General features: G+C 54.6%; 10 protein-coding genes. 6 read left to right on the top strand and 4 right to left on the bottom strand.

The features are described from left to right. Positions 1–15: 15 nt before the first annotated feature. Positions 16–888 (bottom strand): DNA-binding transcriptional regulator YeiE, encoded by an 873-nt coding sequence (gene yieE / locus SJI19_RS01435; protein ID WP_323476461.1) that lies wholly within the window; start codon positions 886–888, stop codon positions 16–18. A gap of 132 nt (positions 889–1,020) precedes the next feature. Here yieE and SJI19_RS01430 point away from each other — a divergent pair, with 132 nt between their 5' ends. Next, the gene (locus SJI19_RS01430) at positions 1,021–2,094 is read left to right on the top strand and encodes a YeiH family protein (protein ID WP_323476460.1); all 1,074 of its coding nucleotides are present in this window, start codon (positions 1,021–1,023) and stop codon (positions 2,092–2,094) included. Between the two features lie 217 nt (positions 2,095–2,311). Further along, entirely contained in the window at positions 2,312–3,157 is an 846-nt protein-coding gene (gene nfo / locus SJI19_RS01425; protein ID WP_323476459.1) for a deoxyribonuclease IV, read from the top strand. A 128-nt stretch (positions 3,158–3,285) separates the two neighbouring features. On the opposite strand, the gene fruA is transcribed toward nfo, so the two are convergent. The 3 genes from fruA to fruB are packed head-to-tail and all read right to left on the bottom strand — an operon-like array spanning position 3,286 to position 7,075. After that, the gene (gene fruA, locus SJI19_RS01420) at positions 3,286–4,992 is read right to left on the bottom strand and encodes a PTS fructose transporter subunit IIBC (RefSeq protein ID WP_323476458.1); all 1,707 of its coding nucleotides are present in this window, start codon (positions 4,990–4,992) and stop codon (positions 3,286–3,288) included. Further along, positions 4,989–5,945 (bottom strand): 1-phosphofructokinase, encoded by a 957-nt coding sequence (fruK, locus tag SJI19_RS01415; protein ID WP_323476457.1) that lies wholly within the window; start codon positions 5,943–5,945, stop codon positions 4,989–4,991. Before fruK ends, fruA begins: the two co-directional genes overlap by 4 nt. Then, positions 5,942–7,075 (bottom strand): fused PTS fructose transporter subunit IIA/HPr protein, encoded by a 1,134-nt coding sequence (gene fruB / locus SJI19_RS01410; protein WP_323476456.1) that lies wholly within the window; start codon positions 7,073–7,075, stop codon positions 5,942–5,944. Before fruB ends, fruK begins: the two co-directional genes overlap by 4 nt. 424 nt (positions 7,076–7,499) lie before the next feature. Between fruB and SJI19_RS01405 the strand changes: the two genes are divergently transcribed. From SJI19_RS01405 to SJI19_RS01390, 4 genes are all read left to right on the top strand, one after another. Continuing rightward, on the top strand, positions 7,500–8,738 hold the full coding sequence (locus SJI19_RS01405; RefSeq protein ID WP_323476455.1) for a sugar efflux transporter: 1,239 nt from the start codon (positions 7,500–7,502) through the stop codon (positions 8,736–8,738). 43 nt (positions 8,739–8,781) lie between these two features. Beyond that, entirely contained in the window at positions 8,782–9,354 is a 573-nt protein-coding gene (gene yeiP, locus SJI19_RS01400; RefSeq protein ID WP_323476454.1) for an elongation factor P-like protein YeiP, read from the top strand. Positions 9,355–9,545: 191 nt separating this feature from the next. Next, entirely contained in the window at positions 9,546–11,018 is a 1,473-nt protein-coding gene (locus tag SJI19_RS01395; protein ID WP_323476453.1) for a fructuronate reductase, read from the top strand. Between the two features lie 25 nt (positions 11,019–11,043). Then, a complete protein-coding gene (locus tag SJI19_RS01390) occupies positions 11,044–12,033 on the top strand; it encodes a GTP-binding protein (protein WP_323476452.1) in 990 nt (329 codons plus the stop codon). The last annotated feature ends 354 nt before the right edge of the window (positions 12,034–12,387 follow it).

The raw sequence follows: 12,387 nt of genomic DNA, 5'->3' as shown, positions 1-12,387 counted from the left end.
CACAATCTGACAGATTTAACCGTATGTCCGACAATAGTCCTGAAAACGGGTCAACGCCTGGGAGAGATGTTTTTGCCGGTGACGAACCAGATAAAGCGTGCGCATCAACGGCGGCAGCGGCAGATCCAGCGTGACCAGCGTCCCCAACGTCAACGCTTCGGCCACCACCCGCCGTGACAGGCAACTGATGCCCAGCCCATGGCGTACCGCATGTTTGATCGCCTCGGAGTTGCCCAACTCCATCACCGGCGTAAAGTGTGGCAAACGGGCCAAGAGCAAATAATCAACGATTTCACGGGTGCCCGATCCCTGTTCGCGCAGGATCCAGGGCGCGTCGGCTAAGTGTTCCAGCGCCAGTCGACGACCGGCCAGCGGATTATCCGGCGCAGCGAACACCACCAGCTCATCCTGCAGCCAAGGCTGGGTGATCAGCTCCGGTTGATGGCTCGGGCCTTCAATCAAACCCAAGTCCACGCGAAAATCGATCAACGCATTAACCACATCCAGGCTATTGCCTACCTGAAGCTCCAGCGACGTGTGCGGAAAATCGCGCCGGTAGCCGGCAATCATCTCAGGCAAAATATAATTGCCAATGGTGCTACTGGCAAACAGGCGCAGCGCACCATTGCCGCCGAGAAACAGTTGCTCAATGTCCATAACCTGTTCAAGCAACGCGATCGCTTTCGGATACAACAGGCGTCCATGCTCATTGATGGCCAACCGTTTTCCTACCCGATCAAAAACGTGTAAGGCCAGTTGATTTTCCAATTCGGTCAACGCGGCGCTGACCGCAGATTGTGACAGCGACAGCTTGGCGGACGCGTGTACGGTCGAGCCGCTTTTTACCACTTCGGTAAAAACCTCCAACTGGCGCAAAGTGATATGCATCGACAAGTCCCATTAGGTTAATGTCCGTCATTAACCACTAATAACGATAGGTTATAAACATATAATCAATTTCTCTTTTATGCCAGTCCTATTTAAGCTAGGCGCATCCTGCTACCAACGAGTGGACTTTTCATGTTTTTGCGTTTAACCCTACTGCGGCCACAACCCTTAGGCCGTCTTTTTTTGCATTATTTACCCGGGTTGCTGTTGACCGGCGCCATTAGTCTGTTCGCCGTGCATTTGGGTGCCTGGCCATCAATCAACGGACTTGGCCTTAGCGCCCTGACGCTGGCGATACTCATCGGCATCGTGGTGGGCAATAGCGTTTATAAGCCGGTGCAGCGCCAGTGCCATCTGGGTGTTTTGTTTTCCAAACAACGGCTGTTGCGTCTGGGTATTATCTTCTATGGTTTCCACCTGACCTTTCAACAGATAAGCGACATTGGCACCACCGGTGTGATTATCGATATGCTGACGCTTAGCTCAACCTTTTTATTGGCCTGCTGGCTTGGACGTCGGGTGTTTGGGTTGGACGAGGACACCACTATGCTGATCGGCGCCGGCAGCAGTATCTGCGGTGCCGCGGCGGTGCTGGCGACCGAGCCGGTGCTAAAAGCCAGCGGCGAGAAAGTGGCCGTGGCAGTCGCTACCGTCGTCATTTTTGGTACCGCAGCAATCTTTATTTATCCCGCCCTGTTTCATTTGAATGAACATTTTCACTGGCTGCCGTTTACCCCGCTCACCTTCGGTATTTATACCGGCTCAACCATGCATGAAGTGGCGCAAGTGGTCGCGGCGAGTCATGCCATAAGCCCCGAGGCGGAAAATGCTGCCGTGATAGCCAAAATGATCCGGGTGATGCTGCTGGCACCGTTTTTGCTATTGTTGTCAGCCTGGCTGCGACGCAGCAGGTCGGTAGAGACCGGCTCCAGTGCGGCCATTTCATTCCCATGGTTTGCCGTGTTGTTTATCGGCGTGGCCGGTCTTAACTCTTTCCATCTGTTCACCCCACAGGTGTTGGCGTCTATTAACCTGCTGGACACCTGGTTGCTCACCATGGCCATGGCAGCGCTAGGATTGACCACCCATTTGACTGACCTGCGTCGAGCTGGCGTGCGCCCCCTGCTATTGGCGTTACTGTTGTTTATATGGTTAATCGTCGGCGGCGCCATGATTAACCTGGGTATTCATCGACTGTTTAGCTGAGGATACGGTGGTTGCACAGGGCCCCGGTGCATTTATAAGGGCCAAGCCGCGCCGCGTTCACGGATGGGGCGCGGCTTGGCCCTGGACGGTAATTATTCGCGCTTTTTTTTCCTAAACAGCATACTCTCGGCATTATCATCGGCATTATTATCGGTGCTATTACCAGCACGACCTTCGGTACTGTCGGTGCCAGAATATGATTAAAAAAGGAGAAAACATGAAATTTATCGGTGCCCATGTTAGCGCGGCGGGAGGGGTGGATCAGGCGGTACTGCGTGCTCATGAGTTGGATGCGACCGCTTTTGCCTTGTTTACCAAAAATCAGCGTCAATGGAAAGCGGCCGATCTTAGCGACGAGGATATTGATAAGTTTCGTTCAACCTGCGAGCAGTATCACTTCTCCCCGAACCAAATCCTGCCCCATGATAGCTATTTGATTAACCTTGGCCATCCGGTCGCCGAGGCGCTGGAAAAATCTCGCTTGGCATTTATTGACGAACTGGCACGCTGTCAGCAGCTCGGGCTGACATTGCTGAATTTTCATCCTGGCAGCCATTTAAAACAGATCGATGAAGACCAATGCCTGGCGACCATTGCCGAATCCATTAATATTGCGCTGGAAAAAACCGCCGGGGTAACCGCGGTGATTGAGAATACCGCCGGACAAGGCAGCAATATGGGTTTTCGTTTTGAGCATCTGGCGACGATTATCAACGGTGTGGAAGATAAAACCCGGGTAGGGGTATGCATCGATACCTGCCATGCGTTTGCCGCCGGTTATGATTTACGTACTGAAGAGGCCTGTGAGCATACCTTTACCCAGTTCGATGATATCGTTGGGTTCACTTATTTACGTGGCATGCACCTCAACGATGCCAAAAGCGAATTCAACAGTCGGGTGGACCGTCATCACAGCCTCGGTGAAGGCAATATTGGCCAAACCGCGTTTGCCTGGATCATGGCTGATAAGCGTTTTGATAATATCCCACTGATTCTGGAAACCGTCGAGCCTGAGATCTGGCCGCAGGAAATTGCCTGGCTGAAATCACTGGAAAAAAATTAATCGCCGAAAGTCCGGCCCCCACGATGGGATCCGGCAATAGAGAGAAGAACCCATCACTCGACCCTAAAACAAACCGGAAAGGCAGTTGCCTCTCCGGTTTGTATATGACACGAGGTAGGTGATTAACGTTATGCCATCGCTTTCGCCAATTCAGCGTCTGGACGTTTAAACATCGAGTACGTCACGCCCAGCAACAGAGTCCCTGCAGCAATGGAGATCAGGTATCCCACGACCGGCGTAATAGCGCCTGGGATCAACAGTACAAACACGCCGCCGTGAGGTGCCATCAACTTGGCGCCAAAGAACATCGACAACGCGCCGGTGAGCGCACCGGAAATCATGCTCAGCGGGATAACGCGGAACGGGTCGCGGGCGGCAAACGGGATCGCCCCTTCAGAGATAAAGCACAAACCCAGCACAAATGCGGCTTTGCCAGCCTCACGTTCGGGTTTATCGAACTTATTGCGGCCAATCAGCGTCGCGACGGCAATACCCAGCGGCGGTACCATACCCGCAGCCATAATCGCCGCCATCGGTCCATAGGTCTGGGTACTGAGCAGTGCAACACCAAACGCATAGGCGGCTTTGTTAATCGGCCCACCCATATCGCTGCACATCATCGCACCAAGAATGGCACCCAATACGACAGCGTTCACGGTGCCCATCGACTGCAACCAGTTGGTCATTCCGGTCAGCAACTTCGCCACCGGCGTACCCACCACATAGATCATCACCAAGCCGGTCACCAGACTGGCAATCAGCGGAATGATCAGGATAGGTTTCAGTGCCGCCATGCTTTGTGGCAACGGCAGTTTGGTACTGATAAATTTTGCCACGTAGCCGGCCAGGAAACCGGCGATAATCCCACCAATAAATCCGGCACCGGTACTGACCGCCAGCATACCCCCCACCAGACCAGGGGTCAGGCCAGGACGGTCGGCAATTGAGAAGGCAATGAATCCGGCCAGCACCGGCACCATCAGGGCAAAGGCTGATTTACCACCGATTTGCATCAGCGCCGCGGCCAAGGTGCCCGGCTGTTCGAACGCATGGATGCCAAATACAAACGACAACGCAATACACAACCCCCCCGCCACCACCATTGGCAGCATATAAGACACACCGGTCAATAAGTGACGGTAAGGGCCCTGCGAAGATTTTTTCTCTTCATTGCCACTGGATTCTTTGGAACCTTGATGAGGTTGATATAACTTGGCTTCAACCACGGCTTTATCCAGTTCTTGGGCGGTCTTTTTCAGCGCCAGACCGGTAGAGGTACGATACATCTGCTTGCCGGCAAATTTGCTGAGGTCAACATCAATATCGGCGGCGACGATCACCAAATCGGCCTGCTGAACTTCTTCGGCGGTAATAGCATTACCTGCGCCCACTGACCCGCGGGTTTCTACTTTTACCCACCAACCGCGTTTTTTCGCTTCACCCTCGATAGCTTCAGCCGCCATATAGGTATGGGCCACGCCGGTGGGGCAAGCGGTGATGGCGACAATACGTTTCGGCCCGTTGGGGTTAAGGGTATTCAGGCCAGCTGCCAGGGTAGCGTTAGTCGGTGCTTGATAGATCTCAGCATGGGTTTTAGCCTGCTGCAAAAACGTGTCTGGCTCGCTGGCGGCCAAGGCGGCATCACCATGATAGACACGTTTGCCGTTCAGTGCGGCATCTGCAGCCGAGTGTCCCACCTGGATCACCAGTTCGGCGTCAGCGACGGATTCAACTAAGGTCAAACCCGCTTTCGGCGCAGTCTCGACCAGTATTCTTTTCACCAGGTGGCTACGAGCTTGCCCTAGTGAGCTGTCTATTTGCAGCAGCGTTTTCATTTTGCCTCCAACCGGTCATTAAAAGGTTTTAAATCGACACGGGCCATCATTGCGGCCAGTTGCGGCCGATCGGTGATCCCGACATTGCTCTGACTCACCGCCAATGCCGCCACAGCGGTGGCAAGGCGTAATGTATGTTCACTGGATTCGCGCATCAGCAGACCATAGATCAGTCCACCGACCATGGAGTCACCCGCACCCACGGTGCTGACCACTTCACAGGCCGGTGGTTTGGCCAGCCAGGCACCAGAGGCGTTAACCCACAGCGCGCCTTCCGCGCCCAATGAGATCACCACATGGGCAATGCCTTGCTCGCGCAGCGCATGAGCGGCTTCCACCACATCGGACAGGGCGGGTAATTTGCGTCCGGCCCAGATTTCCAGCTCGCGCCGATTGGGCTTGACCAACCAAGGGGCTGCTTTTAAACCCGCCACCAACGCTTCGCGACTGCTATCGAAAATGATGCATGGACAATGGCTGCGCAGCTTGATCATCCATTCGGTAAACGCCTCAGGCGCTACACCCGTCGGCAGACTGCCGCTCACTGCCACCATATCGAACTGACCCAACCAGGTCAGGGAGTCGTTAACAAAACGTTCCCAATCCTGCGGCGTGACGTTAAAGCCAGAAAAGTTGAAATCGGTGACATCCCCATCCTTTTCCGTCAGTTTGACATTGATACGAGTACGTCCTTGCACCACCTGAAAACGGTTGGCTATGCCCAGATCGCTGAACAGCAGTTGAAAACCATCCTGGTTATCCTTGCCCAGAAAACCGCCAACGGTAACATCAATACCGAGGTCCTTAAGTACTTTGGCAACGTTGATCCCTTTTCCCGCAGCGTGCAGTCCAGCCGTTTGCACCAGGTTAACTTCTCCGCGCTCAATTTCGGGGCAAAAACCGACCAAATCATAAGCCGGGTTTAAGGTGATGGTGGCAACGCGCCTGCTCATGCCGCACCCTCCCCTAGACCCGAAGCGATAGCTGCACCAATGGCCGCCAGCGCTTGTTCTGCATCGTCACCGTCGGCGGTAAACCGCAACCGGTGGCCACTTTTGACGCCCAGCGCCACCACTTTCATCAGGCTGCGGCCGTTGGCCGCCTTGCCGGTTCCATCCAGATTGGTGACCGTTATTGCACTGTTGAATTGTTTAATCACATTCACCAACGCGGTGCCAGGACGGGCATGCAGTCCGTGTTCATTGCGCACGACAAATTCTGCGCTGAGCAGTGACGGCGTCGCGGCACTTTCACCGCTGAGCAACGCCAGAAGTGCTGGTCCGTCGGCGGACAATAAGTTTGCTACCGACCCGGCGCGCACGAGATCGCTTAGGTGGTTCAGCACCGTCAGCGGCTGATCGTCAACCATGGCCACGGTAATCAGCAGTGCAACGTTGTCACCATCAGCGTCAAACGGCGCCACCGGGCGGGAAACCGCTATGGCGCTGGCCAGATTGCCGCGCGTGGCGTCATTGAGCCATACGCCTTGACCTAAGTTGAGTGGTTGGCCACTGATAACGTCGCTGACAAAAGCGTTATCCACCGCACCAGCCTGCTGTAGCCGCCCAGCATTCAACGCTTTGAGGGTCAGCATATCGCCGGCGGCGATATCCAGACTCATCAGAGAGGTATCGAACAGAAAAGGTGCAGCCTGGCGCGCGCCGGTCAGCACGTCGCGCAGTTCTTCGGCGGAGGTGGTGTTGGCCAGCTTGGCCGCCACGCTGTCGTCACTTAACACATGGGTAAGCTGACGCAGCAGCCCCAGATGCTCATCAGAGCGGGCGGCAATACCGATGACCACATACGCCAACTGACCCTCGCCCCAATCGATTCCTTGTGGAAACTGGAAAACCTGAACGCCAGTATTCAACACCAGATCGCGGGTATCGGTAGTACCGTGAGGAATAGCGATACCATTGCCCAAAAAGGTGGAAGTCTGTTGTTCACGCTGCATCATACCGTCAACGTAACCTTCGCTGACGCTGCCCGCCTGCGTCAGGGCCGTCGCTACCTGAGTGATGGCCTCGTGCTTGTTCTGTGCATGGGCACCGAGATGAATATCTTTTAATGACAGATCAAACATACCGCTCCTCGCTTGCTGAAATTGAATCGTTTCAGCTCTGATCGATAACAAGAGCGTTATTGCGGGCCAAAGTGCCACGCGATAACGCTGAAACGTTTCAATAAAGTCTCTAACGTTGCGGTGCACAATGCAAGCACTGCCAATATATTCATACTGAATCTTTGAAGCGCAGCACATTTTGCCTAATTTCGTCGCCGACATGTCTTGTTTACCGCGGAGTGCTGAAGCATTGCTGAAGTGGTCGATGATGAGTAGTCGATTTTTGATATAGGTTCAGCTGATGCTCCAACACTGCGGCTGAGCCTGGCTAATAATTGTTTTGCCCGTATCCGTCTGAAAAGGTATTTTTCAGCCACACACTGTTGTTTTTAGCCGACAAGCGTATGATTTGCGTGTCCACCAGCCCTGATGTTGACATAACTTTATGCATACCCGTATTGCCCTGCCATGGCACCTGCCAGATGTGACTGCATCGGCATTTTTGGTTATCGCTTTCCTTTCCGGCATTGCCGGCGCGTTGCAGCTGCCGACGTTGAGTTTGTTTTTGTCCACTGAGGTTCAGGCACCCCCCTTTATGGTAGGGCTGTTTTTTACCGGTAGTGCCGTGATCGGCATTGCGGTGAGCCAGTTCCTGGCTGGACGCTCAGATAAACGAGGCGATCGTAAAGGATTAATTTTGCGCTGCTGTCTGCTCGGTTCTCTGGGTTGTGTGCTGTTTGCTTTCAATCGTCACTATTTTGTACTGCTGTTTCCCGGCGTATTGCTGACCAGCCTGGGGTCCACAGCCAATCCACAAATGTTCGCGCTGGCGCGGGAACATGCGGAAAAATCCGGTCGCGAAGCGGTGATGTTCAGTTCGATAATGCGCGCGCAGGTATCACTGGCGTGGGTCGTCGGCCCGCCGCTGGCCTTTGCGCTGGCATTGGGGTTTGGCTTTAGGACCCTGTATATGATGGCTGCCGTGATCTTTGTGCTTTGCGGTGCATTGGTCGGTTTTTTACTGCCCTCGATGCGTAAATCGGCGTTGAACACCGCAGCGCCGCCGCAAGCCCCTCGCCGTCATCGCCGTGATACCTGGCTGTTATTTTACGCCTGCACCCTGATGTGGAGCTGTAATTGCCTGTATCTGATCAATATGCCACTTTATTTACTGCATGAGCGGCATTTGTCGGAAAAGCTGGCCGGCGCCATGATGGGCACCGCCGCCGGGCTGGAAATCCCCACCATGCTGGTGGCGGGATACCTGTCGCGCCGCGTGGGCAATCGGCTGCTGATGCGCATCGCCGTTAGTGCGGGGCTGCTGTTTTATCTCGGCCTGCTGTATTTTACCGGCTCGGTGGCCCTGTTGGCCTTGCAACTGTTGAACGCCGTGTTTATTGGTATACTGGCAGGTATCGGCATGATCTATTTTCAGGACTTGATGCCTGGTCAAGCCGGTGCTGCCACCACGCTATTTACCAACACTGGGCGGATGGGCTGGATTATCGCCGGTTCGCTGGCCGGCCTGATGGCGACGTTTTGGCCATTTCATGCGGTGTTTTTTGTGGCGCTATTAATGATTGCCGGCGCCGGTTATTGCATGTGGCGCATTGGTGATGTAGATTCGCCGCTGCCCCGCGACACACGCATTTCACTCTTGCCCGACAACGGCGGAAAAGGGTAACGTGTCGCCATAGATCCCGACACAATTATACAGGTCCATTTTGATGGCTAGAGCAAACGAAATTAAGCGCGGTATGGCGGTAAACTACAATGGTAAGTTGCTGCTGGTAAAAGATATTGATATCCAGAGTCCAAGTGCACGTGGGGCCAGTACGCTGTATAAAATGCGTTTTTCCGACGTCCGTACCGGACTCAAAGTGGAAGAGCGCTTTAAGGGCGACGATATCCTTGAGACCATCAACCTGGTTCGGCGGTCGGTCACGTTCTCCTATATCGACGGCGATGAGTATGTGTTTATGGATGACGAGGATTACACCCCGTATCTGTTCAAAAAAGAACACATCGAAGACGAGCTGCTGTTTATTCCCGAAGGCGGTATTCCGGGCATGCAGGTGTTGACTCTGGAAGGCCAAGTACTGGCCCTTGAACTGCCGCAAACGGTAGATTTGAACATCATCGAAACCACGCCGGGTATTAAAGGCGCCTCGGCCAGCGCGCGCACCAAACCTGCGCTGATGAGTACGGGTTTGACCGTGTCAGTGCCGGAATACCTTAACAGCGGAGAAAAGATCCGCATTCATGTGGCCGAACGCCGCTATATGAGCCGTGCGGACTGATTGCTCCGGGCCAAGCAGCGACCCGTGCCGGGCAATAAGTTCGGTACAGGCCGCCGCTTGCGTACTTCACCATTCCCGCTTACCCTGAATAGTCCGTTTAGGCTATGTTGCGGCATTGATCCTGACGGAAAATTGCCTAACAATTAAACGTTACCGTGCGCCTAGCCTACGGTCAAACAGGAAGCTTCCACATGACCACCATCGCGACCCATTCCCTGCCCCCCGAGGTGCAACAACCCGGTTACGATCGGACCAGACTTTGCAGCCGCATCGTGCATATTGGCTTTGGTGCATTCCACCGCGCCCATCAAGCGGTCATGACCGATCGGGTGCTTAATCAGCTTGGCGGCGACTGGGGTATTTGTGAGGTCAGTTTGCACAGCGCCGGTTTATTGGCATCACTGCGCCACCAGGATCATTTGTTCACCGTATTGGAAAAGGATGGCGAGACGCGATCGGCACGCATTATTGGCGCAGTGCGGGAATCAGTGATTGCTGCCGTCGAGGGAATGAACGCAGTGCTGGAGAAACTGGCCGAACCCCAAGTGGCTATCGTCTCGCTGACCATTACCGAAAAAGGCTATTGCATTGAACCGGACAGCGGCGAGTTGGATCGTCGCCATCCTGCCATTCAGGCCGATCTGAGTCATCCCCTGCAGCCCACCTCAGTGCCGGGTATTCTGGTGGAAGCACTGCGTCGCCGTTACCAGCGAGGGCTGGCGCCATTTACCCTGCTTTCATGTGATAATATTCCCGGCAATGGTGAGGTGGTCAAACGGGCGATACTGGGACTGGCCGAAGCGCAGGATCTGGCCCTGGCAGCGTGGATTTCGCAGCACGCCGCCTTTCCGGCCACCATGGTTGACCGTATCGTCCCTGCCGCCACGCCGGAGGCACTAAATGAAATCAGCGCGCTGCTTGGCGTGGAGGATCCCTGCGCTATCGCCTGCGAGCCCTTTATTCAATGGGTCATTGAGGATCATTTTGTGGCCGGTCGGCCCGAATGGCAGCACGTCGGCGCACAGTTCGTTACCGATGTTGCGCCTTATGAACAAATGAAGCTGCGTATGCTCAACGGCAGCCACTCGTTCCTGGCATGGCTGGGGTATCTGGCCGGTTACCTGCATGTCAGTGATTGTATGGCGGACAGGTCGTTTTGCACTGCGGTGACAGCCTTGATGGTTAACGAACAGGCACCGACCTTGAGCCTGGATCCGTCGGCGGTTAATCTCGCTGACTATGGCCGACAATTGCGCGCGCGATTCGCCAACCCGGCGCTACAACACCGTACCTGGCAAATTGCGATGGACGGTACCCAGAAATTACCACAACGCTTGCTGGACTCGGTACGCTGGCATATTGCCCAAGGCAGCGCCTATCCCCTGCTGGCTTTGGGGATTGCCGGCTGGATGCGTTATGTGAGTGGGCATGATGATGCTGGCGATAACATTGAGATCCGCGATCCCCTGCGCGAAACCTTGCATCAGTTGGTGTTGTCCAGTCCCGAAGGCGAGCCCAGGGTACGTGCGCTACTGACGCTGCACCAGGTGTTTGGTACAGACTTGCCCGCCATACCTGCTTTTGTTGACGCCGTGACCCACGCCTATGAACGGTTGCGACATGACGGTGCCAAAGCGACGGTTGCGGCCGCCGTAAACGCATGAAGCGACAAATGGACCTGTTAAAACCATGACCACAAAAACCAATCTGGTGACCGGTTTCCTCGGCAGCGGGAAAACCACAACGTTGCTGCATTTGCTGGCACAAAAACCAGCGAATGAACGCTGGGCGGTGCTGGTTAATGAATTCGGCGAGATCGGCATCGACGGCGCACTCCTAGCCGATAGCGGCGCGGTGTTAAAAGAAATCCCCGGCGGCTGTATGTGCTGCGTTAACGGCCTGCCGATGCAAGTGGGACTCAATACCCTGCTGCAACGTAATACACCCGACCGTTTGCTGATTGAACCCACCGGTCTGGGTCATCCGAAACAGATTCTGGCCATGCTAGACTCAGCCAGTTATGAAAGCTGGCTGGATCGTCAAGCGACCTTATGCTTGCTGGATGCCCGCCAGCTGGCGGATCCTCATTATCTCAACAACGAAAATTTTCGTGATCAGTTAACAGCGGCCGACATCATTATCGCCAATAAGCAGGACCGCTATACGGAGCAAGACCGCGCCCAGTTGGCCGAATGGCAGCACACACATGGCGACGGCCGACCGGTGGTGGGTGCCACCCAAGGCAGGATTGATATCTCCCTGCTGGACATGCCCCGATCGAACCAACGTGAACTTCCCGATGGCCGCCATCATCACCCACATACGACGCCGACAATCGGACTGGCGGCGCTGCGTTTGCCTGGCAATACCGGTTGGCGGCGTGCGCTGAACCACGGACAGGGTTATCATGCCTGTGGCTGGATTTTTGACGGCGACACGTTATTTGATACCATTGGTCTGTTGGAGTGGGTGCGCTTGGCGCCGGTGGAGCGGGTCAAAGCCGTTATGCGCATTGCGGAAGGTACCCTCACGGTGAATCGCCAAGGGCTGGATTTGCATATTGAAACCCGGCCAGCGCCACCGCCGGACAGCCGAATCGAGGTGATCAATCCCCTGCCAGCGGACTGGAATAGCTTACAACACTTGCTCTTAAAGAATCGTTTAGGCGTCATGAAATGATCGTCCCGGACAGGGGGAAGCGGGTATCTGCCGTCGTGGCCATTTGACTAAACTGTCCTTTGCCCCCCAGAGCGCCACCATCGATAGGAATTCATTATGGTGCCGGTGCGCAGAAAACGTTGCAAACCGGCTTACCAAACCGTCAGTGCCGGTTGGTTAATGGCCTGCGGGCCACGCCTGGCGCGGTTCAAATTGGCAGTGTTAATTTTTTGATCACATTTTTACCAAACTTTTAATCATTTTTCACATCATCAAAAGTTATAAAATTGTCGATAAAAAACCTCGCATTCCCTTTTTCATTACGGTACTCTCGATTTCTCTGTACTTCCAGACTGATATAATCGTGCGTATGTT

The organism is Acerihabitans sp. TG2, from assembly GCF_035013185.1.
Taxonomy (GTDB): Bacteria; Pseudomonadota; Gammaproteobacteria; order Enterobacterales; family Enterobacteriaceae; genus Acerihabitans.
This window is presented reverse-complemented; position numbering and strand designations above follow the sequence as displayed.